Source organism: Amycolatopsis sp. NPDC005232 (assembly GCF_040607795.1).
In the GTDB taxonomy this organism is placed as follows: domain Bacteria; phylum Actinomycetota; class Actinomycetes; order Mycobacteriales; family Pseudonocardiaceae; genus Amycolatopsis.
Map to the genome: position 1 here is coordinate 728,351 of NZ_JBEXHL010000002.1, position 15,992 is coordinate 744,342.

At 70.9% G+C, this 15,992-nt stretch carries 14 protein-coding genes; 11 read left to right on the forward strand and 3 right to left on the reverse strand.

Annotated features, from left to right (window positions below; all coding sequences use genetic code 11):
* Positions 1-60: 60 nt before the first annotated feature.
* The 3 genes from ABZU76_RS07250 (at position 61) to ABZU76_RS07260 (ending at position 3,112) form a co-directional block, all read left to right on the forward strand.
* Entirely contained in the window at positions 61-1,176 is a 1,116-nt protein-coding gene (locus ABZU76_RS07250; protein ID WP_354865916.1) for a hypothetical protein, read from the forward strand.
* A 176-nt stretch (positions 1,177-1,352) separates the two neighbouring features.
* Positions 1,353-2,177: a hypothetical protein gene (locus tag ABZU76_RS07255; protein WP_354865918.1), complete on the forward strand. Its 825-nt coding sequence runs from the start codon at positions 1,353-1,355 to the stop codon at positions 2,175-2,177.
* A complete protein-coding gene (locus ABZU76_RS07260; RefSeq protein ID WP_354865920.1) occupies positions 2,114-3,112 on the forward strand; it encodes a hypothetical protein in 999 nt (332 codons plus the stop codon). Before ABZU76_RS07255 ends, ABZU76_RS07260 begins: the two co-directional genes overlap by 64 nt.
* Here the strand turns inward: ABZU76_RS07260 and ABZU76_RS07265 are convergent.
* Complete coding sequence (locus ABZU76_RS07265) at positions 3,070-4,245, reverse strand: homogentisate 1,2-dioxygenase (protein ID WP_354865922.1); 1,176 nt, start codon at positions 4,243-4,245, stop codon at positions 3,070-3,072. The genes ABZU76_RS07260 and ABZU76_RS07265 overlap by 43 nt on opposite strands.
* A gap of 85 nt (positions 4,246-4,330) precedes the next feature.
* Between ABZU76_RS07265 and ABZU76_RS07270 the strand changes: the two genes are divergently transcribed.
* The 3 genes from ABZU76_RS07270 (at position 4,331) to ABZU76_RS07280 (ending at position 6,279) form a co-directional block, all read left to right on the forward strand.
* Positions 4,331-5,185, forward strand: coding sequence for a hypothetical protein (locus ABZU76_RS07270; protein WP_354866021.1), 855 nt, complete (start codon positions 4,331-4,333; stop codon positions 5,183-5,185).
* On the forward strand, positions 5,182-5,820 hold the full coding sequence (locus tag ABZU76_RS07275; protein ID WP_354865924.1) for a helix-turn-helix domain-containing protein: 639 nt from the start codon (positions 5,182-5,184) through the stop codon (positions 5,818-5,820). The genes ABZU76_RS07270 and ABZU76_RS07275 overlap by 4 nt, the downstream gene beginning before the upstream one ends.
* Before the next feature lie 78 nt (positions 5,821-5,898).
* Positions 5,899-6,279 carry a DUF6188 family protein gene (locus tag ABZU76_RS07280; protein ID WP_354865926.1) on the forward strand — a complete coding sequence of 127 codons (381 nt, stop codon included), beginning with the start codon at positions 5,899-5,901 and terminating at the stop codon, positions 6,277-6,279.
* On the opposite strand, the gene ABZU76_RS07285 is transcribed toward ABZU76_RS07280, so the two are convergent.
* Together ABZU76_RS07285 and ABZU76_RS07290 are read right to left on the reverse strand one after the other, a co-directional pair.
* Positions 6,276-6,956, reverse strand: a complete 681-nt coding sequence (locus tag ABZU76_RS07285; RefSeq protein ID WP_354866023.1) for a DUF998 domain-containing protein — start codon at positions 6,954-6,956, stop codon at positions 6,276-6,278. The genes ABZU76_RS07280 and ABZU76_RS07285 overlap by 4 nt on opposite strands.
* A 97-nt stretch (positions 6,957-7,053) precedes the next feature.
* Positions 7,054-7,662 (reverse strand): TMEM165/GDT1 family protein, encoded by a 609-nt coding sequence (locus ABZU76_RS07290; protein WP_354865928.1) that lies wholly within the window; start codon positions 7,660-7,662, stop codon positions 7,054-7,056.
* A gap of 173 nt (positions 7,663-7,835) precedes the next feature.
* Here ABZU76_RS07290 and cutA point away from each other — a divergent pair, with 173 nt between their 5' ends.
* From cutA to ABZU76_RS07315, 5 genes are all read left to right on the forward strand, one after another.
* Positions 7,836-8,156: a divalent-cation tolerance protein CutA gene (cutA, locus tag ABZU76_RS07295; RefSeq protein WP_354865930.1), complete on the forward strand. Its 321-nt coding sequence runs from the start codon at positions 7,836-7,838 to the stop codon at positions 8,154-8,156.
* Between the two features lie 138 nt (positions 8,157-8,294).
* Entirely contained in the window at positions 8,295-9,791 is a 1,497-nt protein-coding gene (locus ABZU76_RS07300; protein ID WP_354865932.1) for a cytochrome ubiquinol oxidase subunit I, read from the forward strand.
* A 129-nt stretch (positions 9,792-9,920) separates the two neighbouring features.
* Entirely contained in the window at positions 9,921-10,931 is a 1,011-nt protein-coding gene (gene cydB, locus ABZU76_RS07305; RefSeq protein WP_354865934.1) for a cytochrome d ubiquinol oxidase subunit II, read from the forward strand.
* 44 nt (positions 10,932-10,975) lie between these two features.
* Positions 10,976-14,557, forward strand: a complete 3,582-nt coding sequence (locus tag ABZU76_RS07310) for an ATP-binding cassette domain-containing protein (protein WP_354866025.1) — start codon at positions 10,976-10,978, stop codon at positions 14,555-14,557.
* 53 nt (positions 14,558-14,610) lie between these two features.
* Positions 14,611-15,753: a GAF domain-containing protein gene (locus tag ABZU76_RS07315; protein ID WP_220245563.1), complete on the forward strand. Its 1,143-nt coding sequence runs from the start codon at positions 14,611-14,613 to the stop codon at positions 15,751-15,753.
* Positions 15,754-15,992 lie beyond the last annotated feature (239 nt).

A 15,992-nucleotide genomic window follows, 5' to 3' on the forward strand; every position in this document is an offset into this window, starting at 1 on the left:
GTAACGCACCCCGCGCGAGTGGCGAATAGCCGGTGATCAGTACCGCCACCTGGGGAGAACATGACCGACAAAACGACCACAATCCCCGTCTGGGAACCGGAGCCGGGGGTGCCCGCCGCCTCGCTGCCCCCGTTCGGTGACCTCTACGCGAAGGCCCGCCGCACCGCGGCGGCCCAGGTGCTGTTCGGGGCCCTGATCACCGTGGCGGGCCTTGCTTTGCTCTTCGCCGGTGCCAGCGTTCCCGCGTCGATTTTCGTCGCCTTCCTCGGCTGTCGGATCCTGCTCAACTGGGTGCCGGCCGTCGTCTCGGGGATCGGGACGAAGCCGGGCCCCACCGAGGTGTTCGAGGCCATGCCGGTGGATCCCGACGGTCTGGTCGCACGGCGCAGCCACGTCGGCGTGCGGTTGCCCGACGGCCTCTGGCTGCGCGTCCAGCTGCCGCCCGGCGTCCGCGTGCAGCTCGCCGGGCAGCGCCGGTTGTGGCTGCTGAGGCGCGGCGACCGCGTTCACGTCGTGGTGCCCGGAATCGTCCTGGTCTGGAAGGGGCGCTTGGTTTCCGCGCCGGTGAGCGGCGCGAAGCACCTGCCGGTGGTACCGCGTGACGTGGTCGCGCCGTGCGAAGACCCCGTGCTCAGCGCCGACCGTCGCGCCAAGGTTCCGATGATGCTGATCATGGTCCTGCTGAACGTGATCTCCGTCGGCCTGGCGGTGTGGACCGTGGTGGGCCTCAAGGCGGATGTGGTCGCCCGGACCGCGGCCGCGGACTTCGCGGCGCCCGGAGGTGCCGCCGTCGCAGTCCTGGGCGTGTTCGCCGCCCTGCACGCGCTTACGTGCGCCATCACTCTGCTGAAGCTGCTCCGGCCGCGCTCGGAGCGCTCGTGGACCGAACTGCCGGTGCTGGACCGGCAGATCACGTTCAGCGGCAGCTATCGCGCGGTGCTGAAGGGCCACGTCCGGCTTCCCGACGGCAGCGTGGCCGGCTTCCGCACTTCGAAGGTCTTCGCCTCCCTCGCGCTCGACGTCGCTGCCTCCGATCGCCTGTGGACACTCGGCGCCGCCCGGCTCGGCGTCGTGGCCGTCGGTGTGCCCGGCTATCCCGTGATCGGTGTGGCGCGATTCCGACCGGCCCCGGAGCGGGCGCCGGCGGAACCCGCCGCCCAGCCGATCGGCCACTGAGCCACTGAGCCACTGAGCCACTGACACCATCGAGCCACAACGCCACCGAGCCACAAACGCCACCCAGCCGGAGGAATGACCATGCCTACCTGGACGCCTGATCCGACCGTCCCGGCCGGGCAGCTGCCGCTGTTCGGCAAGTTTTCGCCGCGGCGCTGCGCGGTGGGCCTGGCCGGTTGATCACCGCCGTCGTCCTGGTGGGGTTTGTCGTCGCGGTCCTCATGGCCAACTACCGCCTCTCCACCGCGGACGTCGTGCTGATGGCGTACTTGCTCGGCGGCTACCTGCTTCTGCACATCCGGTCGGTTCTCGTCCACCGGCAGATCAAGCCACTGCTCACGGAGGTCTTCGTGCCGGTGGACGTCGAGCCAGTGGGAATCGAAGCGAACCGGCGCCAGGTCGCCGTGCGACTGCCGGACGGCCACTGGCTCGCGATCACCTCCAGAACCACGCAACCGCCGCTTGTCGCACAACGGCGGCTGTGGGTGCTGCGGCACGGCGACCGGGCGCGGGTCCTGTTGCCTGGCGCCGGACTGCTCAAAGCCCGCATACGCGCCGAACCGCTCCGCGACGGCGCCCGGCCACCCCAGCCCCCGGCCGATGCCTGGGAAGCAGCCAAGCAGTCGGCGAACCTCCGCGTGGCCCGGCGCAAGACGGTCGTGTTCGCGTTGACGACGGCGCTCCTGGCCTGGGCGCGGCTGGGCTATCCACACGATGACCGGTCCCTCTTCGCCATCGTGCTGACGATCGCCCCGGTCCTCACAGCGGTGCGGGCGCTTCAGTACCTCATCGCGCTTATCGGTATGGGGCAGTATCGACGGTGGTCCGAGTTCGCCGTCGAGCCCGACCCGGTCATCTCTGATCCGCCGTCGATTCGGCGGCCGGCGAATCCACGTTCAGCGCCTCGGCCCGGACGAAGCCTGATTCAGGAGCACCGATGCACACCTGGGAGCCCGATCCCACCGTCCCCGCCGAACGGCTGCCGCTCTTCGGGGACCTGACCAGCGCCGCGAGGCGCGCGGAGGGGCGACAGCTCGCGTTGGCCATCGCGCTCGTGGTGGTCGCGGCAGTGCTCGTGGCCGGCGGGACGACGGCGGTCGCCGAGGCGGTGTTGCTCGGCTACCTATTCGTCGGGAGCGCGGTGCTGCGCGGGCTGGCCGTGGTTCGGTACCGGCGGGTGAAGCCGTTGCTGGGCAAGGCCTTCGAGCAGGCCGAAGTCCGCGATGTCGTGGCCGGCCGTGAGGTGGGTGTGCAGCTGGCCGACGGGCGTTGGGTGCGGTTCAGGGCCTCGCGGTACGCGGCGGAGGTGCTCGCGCGGCGGCGACACCTCTGGCTGCTCCGTGACGGCGACCGCGCGGCGGTGCTGGCCGCTGACGCCGGCCTCGTCCCGGCCCGGGTCCGCGACGAACGGCCCGGCGGCAGCCGCGAGGTGGTTCCGGCCCAGCCCACCACGACGCCCGACGCCGAGCCCCTCCGAGCGCTGCGCAAGCGTCGGGACTGGATCGAAGCCGCTGCGGTGGCGGGCCTCTCGGCGCTCTACGTGGTGGCGTGGCTGACTTTTTCGCAGGGAGACCGGTTGTTCTCCCCGTTGACGGTCGTTTTGGCGGCGATCACGGTCCTGTCGACCGCACTCGCCGTGGTCGTGTGCCTTCGGCCCTCCCGCGCTGCGGAGTGGACCGAGCTGGAGCTGGTGGCCGAGCCGACGATCGCGTTCACCCTCGGCCGGCTGAACATCGAGGGTTGTGCCGTCGGCCCCGACGGCACAGCCGTGGCCTTCCGGGTGCCGCGGGCGTCCCTCGCCGCGGCTCTCGACATCGCCGCCACCGGAAAGCTGTGGATCACCGGCTCGCGAGCCGGCCTGCCGGGCCACGTCTGGACCGGCACCGTCCGCTTTCAGGACCCCGTCGGACCTCGCCCCGACCACGACCACGCGTAAGCCTCGTCCTCGGAAGCCGAAGCCGCTTCTCCGAGCTCCAGTGGCGCGAACGTATCCACCATCACCGCCGCCTCGTCGAAGAACTCCGCGCCGATCGACGCCTCCGCGGCGCCCGGCTGGGGGCCGTGTGTGAAGCCCGACGGGTGGAGCGACAGGGAGCCGATGCCGATGCCCGAGCCGCGGCGGGCTTCGTAGTTGCCGCGGACGTAGAACATGAGCTCGTCGGAGTCGACGTTCGCGTGGTTGTACGGCACGGGGATCGAGTCCTCGTGGTAGTCGACCTTGCGGGGGCAGAAGGAGCACACCACGAAGTTCGGCCCCTCGAACGTCTGGTGCACGGGCGGTGGCTGGTGCACGCGGCCGGTGATGGGCTCGAAGTCGTCGATGTTGAACGCCCACGGGTACAGGCAGCCGTCCCAGCCGACGACGTCGAAGGGGTGCGTCGCGTAGGTGTAGCGGGTCAGGCCGGCGCGGTGGCGCACGAGCACGTCGACGTCGGAACCGTCCACGAGCAGTGGCGCGACAGGTCCCCGGACGTCGCGCTCGCAGTACGGCGAGTGCTCCAGGAACTGCCCCTTCGCCGAGAGGTAGCGCTTGGGCGGGCCGATGTGCCCGCGCGCCTCCAGCACGTACAGGCGGACCTCGCCGCGCGGCACCACGCGGTAGGTGCACGACGTCGGGATCACCACGTAGTCGCCGTCCGAGGCCTCCAGCACCCCGTAGATCGTCTCGAAGACAGCCGACCCGCCCTGGACGTAGAACAGCTCGTCGCCCGCCGCGTTGCGGTACAGGGGAGAAGGGGCGGTGGCGACGACGAAGCCGATCGTCACGTCGTTGTTGCCGAACAGCCGCCGCCGGTCGGTCACGGCGTCGGCGGACGCGCCGTACTTCAGCTCCGGCGTCTTGAAGTGCCGCGGCTTCAGCGGGTGGTTGGGCACGAGGCCGCCGCGGTCTTCGGGCACGGCCACCGCGTCGACGATCGCCGTCGGCAGGCCGCGGTGGTACAGCAGCGCCGAGTCGGCGGAGAAGCCCTCGACGCCCATCAGCTCTTCGGCGTACAGGCCGCCGTCGGGCTTGCGGAAGGCCGTGTGCCGCTTGTGGGGGACCTCGCCTACTCGCCGGTAGAAGGGCATGGGTGACTCCTCGGGAGGTGTCCGCAGAACGAACAATTTTGTCCTGTTGTCGTACGCTACTAGCGTGTCATTCGTGTCAAGCGCTGTGGAACTCACGCCCCCCGGCCCCCGTGGAATTCCTCCCCTGTTCGCGCGGCTCGTCGACGACTCGGCGCTCTTTCCGCCCTCGGACGCGGCCATGCCCGAAGCCCTGCGAGCGCACTACGAGTCGCGGGCGGGTGAACACGCCGGTGTACTGGGCGTTTTCCTCTGCCAGGCTTCCCGGCTGCCGGAGCTGATCACCGAGTTGATCAAGATCAAGCCGAAGGAGCCGCTGCCCTTGTCACTGATCATCGACACCGGGCTCGGCGGCGTGCCCAAGGCCATCTCGATCGTCGAGTCGCGCAGCGAGCTGCTGTCGCTGCGGATGGTCGAGATGCCGGCGCCGTCGGACGTCGACGAGGTGTGGCTGGAGCGCGTCTCGGAGTTCGTGCCCGAAGACGTGATCCGCGTGGTCGAGCCGCGCCGCGGCGTCGGCTGGCTCGACGGCGTGCGCAAGGTCATCGAGCACGGCAGCTGGCCGAAGATCCGCTGCGGCGGGCCGGCGGGGGAGAACTTCCCCAGCGTCGACGAGGTGGCCGACTTCATGTCGGTGGTCAGCGGCGCGCCCCGCGCGTCGTTCAAGGCCACCAACAGCCTGCACCGCGCCGTCCGCCACACCGATCCGGAGTCGGGCTTCACGCACCACGGTTTCCTGAACCTGATCGTCGCTTCGGCTCGCTGCCTCTCGGGCGGCGACGTGCGCGAGGCGCTGGAGTCCACCGACGGCAAGGCACTGGCCGACGAGGCCCGCGCGTTGTCCGAGCCGGCCGCGAAGGCCGTGCGGGAGCTCTTCGCGTCCTACGCGGCGGCGTCGTTCGCCGAGCCGGTGGCCGACCTGGGTGAGCTCGAGCTGCTGTGAGCAGGGAGGGGTCGCTGACCCTCGACCGCGGCCTGGCCCTGCTGCAGGCGGTAGCCGACGCGGGCGAGGAGGCGGCGACCATCTCCGAGCTGGCCGTGACGATCGGCGCGAGCCGCGCGGCCGTCTATCGGCTGCTGGTGCCGTTGTCCGAACGCGGCCTGATCTGGCGCGACGGCACGAAGGTGCGCCTCGGGGTCGGCCTGCTGCGGCTGGCCGGGCAGGTGCTCCCGCAGCTGCGGGAAGCGGCGCGGCCGGTGCTGCGGGAGCTGGCTGAGAAGGTCGGGGCCACGGCGCACCTCACCGTGGCCCAGGGCGACCAGGCGCAGGCCGTGGCGGTGGTGGAGCCGTCGTGGACGAGCTACCACGTCGCGTACCGCGTGGGCAGCCGTCATCCGCTCAGCGCGGGCGCGGCGGGCCGGGCGATGTCCCTGCGGCCCGGGGGCGACGGCTGGGTCACGTCCACGGGCGAGCTGGAGGCGGGCGCGTCCGGCGTGGCCGCGCCGGTGCGCGGGGTGCCGGGACTGCGGGCGAGTGTCGGGGTGGTGTCGCTGGAGCCGTTGGACGCCGCCGCGGTGGGTCCCCAGGTCGTCGCGGCGGCCGGAAAGCTGACCGAGGTGCTCCGAACCGACGCGTAGTGCGGCGTGGCGTGCTGGAATATGGTCTCGTGGAGCAAAGGGGACGGCTTGCCGAGAAGCCGTCGCGGAGGTGCCCAGGTGAACGTTCCGAGTGAGCTCGTCGGTTGCGAGGTGCGCCGGACGTCGTTCGACTACCAGGTGCGCCTCGCGCTGGTCGACCAGCCGGACCCGGCCGACGAGCCGCGGGTGGACGCCGAGCTGGTGCTCGAGACGTCGTTCGTACTGCGTGACGTCGAGGGCGTGAGCCACGAGCTGGAGCCCGGCAGCGGTGCGGCCCTGGCGCCGGTGCTCGCGCTGTTCGGCCAGCGCGTGACCGAGGTGGCGGTGCCCGAGGTAGGCACGCTGGCGGTGGTCTTCGACGGCGGCGCCGAGCTGCGCGTGGGGCCGGACCGGCAGTACGAGTCGTGGTGGCTGACCGGCCACGGCGTCGAGCCGATCCTGGTGGGTCCGGACGCCTAGCGGCGCGCGGCCGCCAGCAGCGGTCGCACCATCGTGAGCAGCAGCGCCAGGTCCACGCAGAACAGCAGCCGCTCGAACAACCCCAGCGTCACTTCCTGCTGCGCGGGGCCGGTGATCAGCTCGAAGACGAACCCGCCGAGCACCATCAGCACGCTGGCCACGCTGGCGACGGCCAGGCCGCGGATCGTGCTGCGGCGCGGTTCCCATGGGCACTTCGGCGTGCCGCGGCGCGTGAGCAGCCACGCGGCGGCCGGCAGGGCCAGGAACGCGGTGATGGCGGCGCCGTTGTGGAGCTGCCCGTCGAACGTGCGGGCCTGGCCATCGGGGTCGACGGGGACGGTCGCGCAGATCGTGAGGCCCGCGCACCACACGCCGAGCAGTACGACGACCGCGGGCGAGCGGCGGGCCTTCACCAGCCCGGCCAGCAGCGCGACGGAACCGAGTGCCAGCGCCAGGCACATCGCGCTGAACAGCGGCGCGGCCGAGCGCCCGCCGAGGTGGCCGTAGACGTACTCCGACAGCGTCTGCCACACCGGGCTGACCTGCGCTGACAGTCGCAGGTGCAGGTCAGCCGCGATGGCCACCGCGAGCGCCATGCCGGCCAGCGCGAGCCGGCCGTGCACGGGGGACACGGCGGCGGGCACGGCCTTCGACATGGGGCACTCCTCGGTGGTCATGGCGAAGGGCAAGGCTCCCCGCGTCATCGCGGGTTCACCTTGCCCTCATCCACTGGTTCCGGAGAGGCTACCTCGTGTTCCTGTGAAGTCTCTGTGGTCAGCCGGCTCGGAAGGCGAGCTGGACCAGGGCGAACGCGGCGAATCCGGCGAACGCGAACCCCGCGACGCGCTGGATGAGCTTCGGCCGGATGCGGCTACGGATCTTCGCGCCGATGAACACCGCGAGCCCGGCCACGGAGACCAGCGCGACGAACGCGCCGAGCCCGACTGCGAACGGGTTGCCGAGCCTCGCGACGAGTCCCGCCGTCGCGAGCTGCGACGCGTCGCCCCACTCGGCGGCGAAGAGCACGCCGAACGACGTCAGCGCGGAGCGCAGGAAGGACTTCGGCGCCGCGCCGAGGCGCGCGGCGTCGTCGGCCGCTTCGTCGGCTTCGTTGAATCCTTCGCGCAGGAGCATGAAGGCGCCGATACCGAACATCGCGGCTACGAGCAGTGAAACCACGGTTTCCGGAAGAAGGGTCAGCACGTGGCCGAACGCCGCGGCTATAACACACTGGATCGCGAATGCCGCGCACACCCCGGCGAATACCGGCCACGCGCGGAAACGCGTGGTCAGCACCAGCGTCGCGACCAGTGTCTTGTCAGGCAGTTCTACTGCCAGGACCAGGCCGAACGCGCTGATGAGAGCGATGATTGCGGGAGACATGAGCCGGTGGACACCCCTTTCACTTCAACGATAAAGGAGGTGTTCAGAAAGCCGCAAGTTGATCGGGTTTGCGAATTGCCCGGTGAGGTTTGTTGAATAGCTTCCGCTGGAGTTCCTGAATATAGTTTTCGGCACGCCGAATTCTGTTTTGCGGATGCGGTACGGTGCGGGTCATGCCTGCTGACCACGTGGTCGTGACCACCACTGTCGACAAAGAAGCGACCGCTCGGAACATCGCCACGAGTGCCGTCGACGCGCGGCTCGCCGCCTGCGCCCAGATCGTGGGGCCGATCACCAGCGTGTACCGCTGGGAGGACAAGGTGCGCACCGACTCCGAGTGGCGCGTCGAGTGCAAAACGACGGCCGACCGCGCGGGTGCGCTCGAGGAGTTCCTGAACGTGCGCCACACCTACGCCCTGCCGGAGATCGTGGTGACCCCGCTCGTCGGCGGGAGCCCGCGGTACCTGTCGTGGTTGGTGGAGCAGACCCGGTAGATCCCTTTCGGGTACACAGTGGACGGATGTGCCCGGGACGCCTGACGTGGGCGTTTCCCGGGTTCAGGACGTTGGTCCCTCGTTTTTCGGGACGTGTTGAACTGGTCGGTGCCGCGCGGGCGGAGTTAGCTCGGGTACGTGGATGTCCTTGAGCTAGCGCGGTGGCAGTTCGGCATCACCACCGTGTACCACTTCCTGATGGTCCCGCTGACCATCGGACTTTCGGTGCTCGTCGCGGGGATGCAGACCGCCTGGGTGCGCACGGGCAACGAGCGCTACTTCAAGATGACCAAGTTCTGGGGGAAGCTCCTGCTGGTCAACTTTGCCATGGGCGTGGTGACCGGGATCGTGCAGGAGTTCCAGTTCGGGATGACCTGGAGCGCCTATTCCCGCTTCGTCGGCGACGTGTTCGGCGCGCCGCTGGCGATGGAGGGGCTCGTCGCGTTCTTCGTGGAGTCGACCTTCCTCGGCCTGTGGATCTTCGGCTGGGACCGGTTGCCGAAACGCGTGCACCTGGCGTGTGCCTGGGCCTTCGCGCTGGCGTCGATGGCCTCGGCCTACTTCATCCTGTCCGCGAACTCGTGGATGCAGCACCCGGTGGGTGTGGAGTTCGTGAACGGCAAGCCGACGATGAACTCGATCTTCGCGGTGCTGGGCAACAACACGGCGCTGGCGGCGATCCCGCACACGCTGGCCGGGGCGTTCTCGGTGGCGGCGGCGTTCCTCGTCGGGGTGGCGGGCTGGCACCTGTGGCGGCGTCGTTCGGCCTCGGACTCGGACGCCGGCGTGCACCGGGACGTCTGGCGCGCGTCGCTGCGGCTCGGTGGCTGGGTCGGGATCGCCGCGTTCGCGGTGCTGGCCATCACGGGTGACACGCAGGGCAAGCTGATGTTCCAGCAGCAGCCGATGAAGATGGCTTCGGCGGAAGCGTTGTGCCACACGGAGAAGCCGGCGAGCTTCTCGATCCTGGCGATCGGCGACGTCGCGGGGGCCAACTGCGAGGACGTGAAGACGTTCACCGTGCCGGCGCTGCTGTCGTTCCTCGCGCACAACGACTTTTCCACCGAGGTGCCGGGTGTGGAAAACCTGATCGGCCAGTACCAGGCGAAGTACGGCACCAACTATCCGAACGACCCCGACCTGGGGCCGCTGGCGGGCAAGCCGATCGACTACGTGCCCAACCTGCCGGTGACCTACTGGGGATTCCGGGCCATGATCGGCTTCGGCGCGATCGGGGCGGGGATCGGTCTGCTGGCCCTGTGGCTCACGCGCCGCGGCCGGATCCCTAGCGGGCGCTGGTTCCCGTTGCTGCTGGTCGCGGGCATTGCGACGCCGTTCATCGGCAACAGCGCCGGCTGGATTTTCACGGAGATGGGGCGTCAGCCGTTCGTGGTCGCGCCGAACCCGACGGGCGTCGAGGGCATGTGGATGTTCACGGCGCAGGCGGTGTCGAAGCTGTCGGTGGGTGAGGTGTGGACGTCGCTGATCTCGCTCACGGTGCTCTACCTGGGATTGGGCGTGGTGGAGCTGTTCCTGATGCGCAAGTACATCCGCGGTGGGGTCGAAGGGGTTCTGCCGCCGCCTGCTCACGGTGGGGAGGCGGGTTCGGATGACACGTTGTCGTTCGCTTACTGACTCGGTGGGTGCTGTTTCGTTGGGTTGGACCCAGAGTGTTCACCCGATGACCCACGAGAGTTACCCACAGCTGATCTGTGGACAACTCGATGGGTTGTGGATAACTCAGGGCGATTTTGGGGATGAGTTATGACAACGCTGCAGCTGGTGTGGTTCGGGATCATCGCGCTGTTCTGGCTCGGGTACCTGTTCCTCGAGGGCTTCGACTTCGGCGTCGGGATGCTGCTGCCCGTGCTCGGGCGCGACAACACCGAGCGACGCGTCATGGTCAACACCATCGGCCCGGTGTGGGACGGCAACGAGGTGTGGCTGATCGTCGCGGCCGGTGCCACGTTCGCGGCGTTCCCCGACTGGTACGCGACGCTGTTTTCGGGCGCCTACCTACCGTTGCTGCTCGTGCTGCTGGCGCTGATCGGGCGCGGGGTCGCGTTCGAGTACCGCGGCAAGGTCGACTCCGAGCGCTGGCGGCGCACGTGGGACCGCGTGATCATGGTCGGCTCGTGGATCCCGCCGCTGGGCGTCGGGCTGCTGCTCGCGACGACCGTGCTCGGCCTGCCGCTCGACGCCGACGGCAACCGCGTCGGCTCGCCGTTCGAGGCGGCGCGGTGGGACACGCTGCTGGGCGCGCTCGCCGTGGTCGGGTTCTCGCTGGTGCACGGGGCGGCGTTCCTGGCGCTGAAGACGTCGGGCGAGTTGCGGGAACGGGCGCGGGTGCTGGCATTGCGGCTGCTGCCGGTGGCGCTGCTGCCGATGGTCGCGTTCCTGATCGTGGTGCAGGTGCGCGCGGGGCAGGTGTGGACGTTGGTCGCGCTTGTGGTCAGCGTGGTTGCCGCAATCGTCGCGTGGCTGCGGCTGCGCGCGGACCGTGACGGGCAGGCGTTCGCCGCGCTCGGCGTGGTGATCGCGGCCGCCGCGGTGACGATGTTCGGGGCGCTGTACCCGAACGTGCTGCCGTCGACGGGGGATCCGGCCAACTCGCTGACCATCGCACAGGCCTCCGCGAGCCCGTACGCGCTGAAGGTGATCACGTGGGTCGCCGCGTTCGGCGCGCCGGCTGTGCTCATCTACCAAGGTTGGACCTACTGGGTTTTCCGCAGGCGCATCGGCGTCCAGCACATCCCGGCGGTGCACGCACCGTGATCACGCTTCCCGACCGCACCACCCTTTCCGCCCCGAGGTCCACAGTGGACCAGGTGCGGCCGGGCAAGGGGCCGCTCGGCGCGCTCTCGGCTCTCGGGCCGGCCGCGCGCCGGGCGCTGCTCCTCGTGGCGGCGCTCTCGTTCGTCAACGCTGTTTTCCTTGTGGCGCAGGCATTTCTTTTGGCCGACGTGCTCGCGTCCATCGTCTCCACAGGGATCGGGGGCCGCACCGCCCAGCTGGCCGCTCTGTTCGCGCTCGTCGCGGGCCGGGCGGTCACCGGCTGGGCGGTGCGGGTGGTCTCGGCGCGCGCCGCGGCGACGGCGCAGCAGGACCTGCGCGCCCGCGTCGTCTCCCACAGCCTGCGGCTCGGCCCGGAATGGCTGGCCCGCCGCGGCGACGCCTCGCTGACGGAGCTCGTGACCCGCGGCTTGGACGCGCTCGACGCCTACTTCCGCGAGTACTTGCCGGCCTTGGTGACGGCCGCGGTGGTCCCCCTCGCGGCCGGCGCGGCGATCCTGTGGATGGATTGGCCGTCGGCCGTGATCGTGCTGGTGACGGTGCCCTTGCTGCCGGTTTTCGCTGTGCTGGTCGGCAAGTTCACCGCCGACCGCGTGGCAGGCGCGACGGACGCCGTGCACCGCATGTCGGGGCTGCTGCTGGAATTGGTGCGCGCTCTGCCGGTGCTCACGGCGTTCCGCCGCGCCGACGCGCAGTCGGCGACCGTGGCTCGCGTCTCGGAACGCCACCGCCGCGCGACGTTGAAGACTTTGCGGGTCGCGTTCTCGTCGGCTTTCGTGCTCGAGCTGGTCGCCACGTTGTCCGTGGCCCTGGTCGCCGTCGTGATCGGCGTGCGGCTGGTGTCGGGCTCATTGCCCCTGGCCATCGGGCTCGGCGTGCTGATCCTGGTCCCCGAGTGCTACCAGCCCCTGCGCGCGGTGGGCGCGGCTTTCCACTCCAGCGAAGACGGCGTCGAGGCGGTCCGCCGCGTCACCGACGTCCTGGCCGAGCCGGCCCCGCACTTCGGCACGCGCCTTCCGCCCCGTGGACAACTCACTGTGTCCAACCTAAGCATCGCGCGACGCGGCGGCTTCGCCCCTGCTGGTTCCTCGTTCTCCGCGGGCCGAGGCCAAACGACCTGGCTCCGCGCCCCCAGCGGCGGCGGCAAATCCACCACCCTCGCCGCCCTCCTCGGCTTCCTCCCCACCTACGACGGCACCATCACCCTCGGCGACGTCCCGCTGGCCTCGGTGGATGTGGACCGCTGGCGCGCGGATGTCGCGTGGGTGCCGCAGTCGCCGGTGTTCAGCGGCGGGACCGTCCGTGAGGAGGTGGCGGGCGCGGCTGGCGCCGGCCCCGGGCTCGGCTCGGCCCCGGTTTTCGTCGATTCGCCTGCAGGTGACTCCGTTGTCGGTTCGGGCGCGGTTGGGTCTGCGCTGCGTGCGGCTGGACGTGTCGGAGCCGCCCAGGTCGGCTCTGAAGAAGCCGGCGCGGCTGCTGCCCCGGTCGGCGCTACTGACGTCGTTGATGAGGTGCTGGCGGTGCTCGGGTTGTCGGGTTTGGGGGACCGGCCCGTCGGGCAGCTGTCGTTGGGGCAGCGGCAGCGCGTTGCGGTCGCGCGGGCGTTGGTGAGGGTGCGGGCGGGCGCGTGGCTGCTGTTGCTCGACGAGCCGACGGCCCACCTCGACGAGGTCAACGCCCGGCGCGTGATGGGCGCTGTCGAGCGGGCGGTGGCGGGTGGGGCGGCGGCGATCATCGCGGCGCACGAGCGGTCGGCGGCGGTGGCGGTGGCGGATGAGAAGCCGTTGTCCGGCACCACGTCCGCCAGCACGGTGGGGTCCGGTCGGCCGGTGCCGTGGCGGTTCTTGCTCGACCGTCGGCTGTTTTCCGGAGCCGTGCTGGGTGCCGTTGCGCTGTTGGCGGGCGTTGCGCTGACGGCGACTTCCGGGTGGCTGATCGCGAAGGCTTCGTTGCAGCCGCCGATCTTGACGCTGACCGTGGCGGTCGTCGGCGTGCGCGCGTTCGGGCTCGGGCGCGCGGCTCTGCGTTACGCCGAACGTCTTGTCACGCACGACGCCGCGTTCCGCATCGCCGGGCGGTTGCGCGTCCGGCTGTGGGACTCGCTCGTCCGCCTCGGCCCGGCGCGCGCTTTGGCGGCCGGCGAGGGCCAGCGCCGCCTTGTCACCGACGTCGACACCATCCGCGACTTGCTGCCCCGCGTGGTCTCGCCGCCGGTCGTCGTCGGGCTTGTCGCCGTGGGCGCGATCGCGGTGCAGACGGTCGTCCTTCCGTCCGCCGGCCTGCTCCTCGCCGCTGCCGTGGTGGTCGGTCTCGTCGCGCCCCGGCTCGCCCTCCTGGCCGAGCGTCACGCGACGGCCGCCCTCGCCGCCGGGCGCCGCGACGTCGCTGCTCGGGTCCTCGTGTTGTTCACCTCGGCGGCCGAGCTGATCGCTTACGGCACCGCGACCGCACGCCGCCGTTCGCTGCTCGCGACCGACGCCCGGCTGACCGCCGCTGCCCGCCGCCAAGCCTTCGGAGCCGGCGCGGCCGACGCCCTGATCGTCCTGGCCACCGGGGCCGCTGCCGTGGGCAGCACGCTGCTCGCCGCGCCGGCCGTCACGTCCGGCCACCTGGCGGGAGTCATGGCTCCGCTGCTGGCGCTGGTCCCCTTGGCCCTCGCCGAAGTCCTCTCGCTGCTGCCGCCGGCCGCTACCCACTGGGACACGCTGCGCGCAGCCCGCCTCCGCCTGGGCGACCTCGACACAGCTGCCGGATCAGAGCCGGCGCTGCCTGGCGAAGCGGCTCGGTCGGCTGGATTGCACCTGGCGTCCGCCTCGGCACAGGCCAACTCCGCCAGCGCGGGAGGTTTGGCGCAAATGCGAGCCGGCGAAGAGCGGCAGCGCGGCAAGGCCACGATCGCGTCGAAGCCGGCGCCGTTCGGCCGTGCGGCGCGCCCTGGCAAGGGGGCCGGCGACGCGCCCGAGCCACTAATGAGCGCCGTGCGGCTTCGTGGCGCCGACTTCGGCTGGCCCGGTGGCGAAACCGTGCTCACCGACGTGACGCTCGACATCGAGCCCGGAACCTACGTCGCCGTGGTGGGGCCGAGCGGGGCGGGGAAGTCGACGTTGGTGGCGGCGTTGCTGGGGTTCCTGGAGCCGCGCGCGGGGGAGGTCGCGGTGCCCGGGCGGGTGTCGTGGGCGCCGCAGGAGGCGATGCTGGTGTCGACGAGCGTGGCGGAGAACCTGCGGCTCGCGGATCCCCGGGCGACCGACGAGGACGTCCGGCGGGCGCTCGACCTCGCGCAGTTGCCGGAGCTCGACGCGGCGACCGTCCTCGACAGCGCCGGCACCGGGCTTTCCGGTGGCCAGGCCCAGCGCGTCGCGCTGGCACGGGCGTTGCTGGCGGCGCCGGCCGCCGACCTCGTGCTGCTCGACGAGCCCACGGCGCACCTCGACGAACGGACCGCTCGCGCCCTGCGCGCCACGCTGCGTGCCGAGCTCGCCGGCCGCACCGTCGTGCACGTCACCCACAACCTCGACGAGCAGCTCGACGCCGACGTCGTGCTGGAGGTCCGCGGCGGCCAGGTGCTCGAAAAGCAAGCGGTACCAGCCGCGAGGGGTGATTGGTGACGGTCACGATTCCGGGTCCGGGCCGCAAGCACGCGCTAGGGTCGGTGTTGCTCATGGACCCGACACTTGCCGCGCGGGCGTTGTCCGCTGCCACCGAGATCACCAGCACCGCGTTGTCCGGGGACGACCCGGAGGCCGTGCTGGACACCGTCGTGATCCGCGCCGCCGAGCTGGCCGACGCCGACCTTGGCCTGGCCATGGTCAGCGCCGACGACGGGCAGGTCGTGGTCGAAGCCGCCGTTGACCCCGGCGGCGCCGGCCGCGCGCTGCAGGGCCTGACCTTGCCCGCAGACTCCGCCGCCGGTCGCGTCGCGCGTGGGGGCGAGCCGGTGGTCAGCGACAACTTCGTCGTCGACCCGCGCACCGCACCCTTCGTGCCCGACGAGCTCCGTGGCTTCGGCCCCTTCGCCGCCGCACCGTTCGGCTCCGGCGGCCGGGTCCTGGGCGCGCTCACGGTCTACCGCCTGCAGGGCCGCGAGCCGTTCTCCGCGGGGACCGTCGAGATGCTCGTGGCGTTCGCCGCACAGGCAGGCGTCGTGCTCGCACTCGCCGAGGGCGCCAACGCCCGCCACCGCGTGACGCTCTACCAAGAGCGCGAACGCATCGCCCGCGAGCTGCACGACGTGATCGTGCAACGCCTCTACGGCGCCGGCATGCAGCTCGACCGTGTGCGCCGCAACATGCGCAAGCGCTTCGCCCAAGCCGACGGCGCGCGGCTGTCCGACGCCATCGACCAGCTCGACCAGACCATCGAGGAAATCCGCGGCACCGTGCGAGCGCTGCGCTCACCCGAGCCGCGCCACGACATCGGCACACCGACCGACCTCGCCGAGTCCGCCCGCGGTGAAGTCCGCATCGCCGGCGAACTCCTCGGCTACCCGCCGACCCTCGAGCTCTCCGGCGAGTTCGCCGACATCCCCGCCGCGAGCGCCGACCACATCCGCGCGGCACTGCGCGAAGCACTGTCCAATGTGGTCCGCCACTCTGGTGCGAGCGAGACGCGCGTGTCTCTGACCCGCGATCGCGACGGTGTGAAACTCCGCGTGCGCGACAACGGATCCGGCGTGCCCCAAGGCGTCGCCACCCGGGGACTGCGTCACCTCGCCGAACGCGCCGACACCGCCGGCGGGAAGTTCTTCATCAACTCCTCGCCGAGCCTCGGCACACTCGTCGCCTTCGATCTCCCTCTGGACTAGTCGCACGTGCGCGACCGCCACACCCACAGCGCGTTGATCCGGCTTCAGCCTTCACGCGTCATGTGAGCCGCTCCTTCCTCTCCGACGGGCACGTACGGCATCCCGTTCGACATCGACCGACACCCCAGCATCGCGAGTCGCCGCTCGCTTTCACCTGGTGACGAGTCTACCGGCGATCGAACACCCATTCGACTCACGATGGGGTGAATCCGAAAGATCCTTACCGAATTCCCCGTGGC

What these genes read in the sequence shown, in the direction of transcription:
- ABZU76_RS07250 (WP_354865916.1), top strand. Translation starts at nt 61, where the DNA reads ATGACCGACAAAACGACCACAATCCCCGTCTGGGAACCGGAGCCGGGG.
- ABZU76_RS07260 (WP_354865920.1), top strand. Translation starts at nt 2,114, where the DNA reads ATGCACACCTGGGAGCCCGATCCCACCGTCCCCGCCGAACGGCTGCCG.
- ABZU76_RS07265 (WP_354865922.1), bottom strand. Translation starts at nt 4,245, where the DNA reads ATGCCCTTCTACCGGCGAGTAGGCGAGGTCCCCCACAAGCGGCACACG.
- ABZU76_RS07285 (WP_354866023.1), bottom strand. Translation starts at nt 6,956, where the DNA reads ATGACCACCGAGGAGTGCCCCATGTCGAAGGCCGTGCCCGCCGCCGTG.
- ABZU76_RS07290 (WP_354865928.1), bottom strand. Translation starts at nt 7,662, where the DNA reads ATGTCTCCCGCAATCATCGCTCTCATCAGCGCGTTCGGCCTGGTCCTG.
- cutA (WP_354865930.1), top strand. Translation starts at nt 7,836, where the DNA reads ATGCCTGCTGACCACGTGGTCGTGACCACCACTGTCGACAAAGAAGCG.
- cydB (WP_354865934.1), top strand. Translation starts at nt 9,921, where the DNA reads ATGACAACGCTGCAGCTGGTGTGGTTCGGGATCATCGCGCTGTTCTGG.
- ABZU76_RS07315 (WP_220245563.1), top strand. Translation starts at nt 14,611, where the DNA reads ATGGACCCGACACTTGCCGCGCGGGCGTTGTCCGCTGCCACCGAGATC.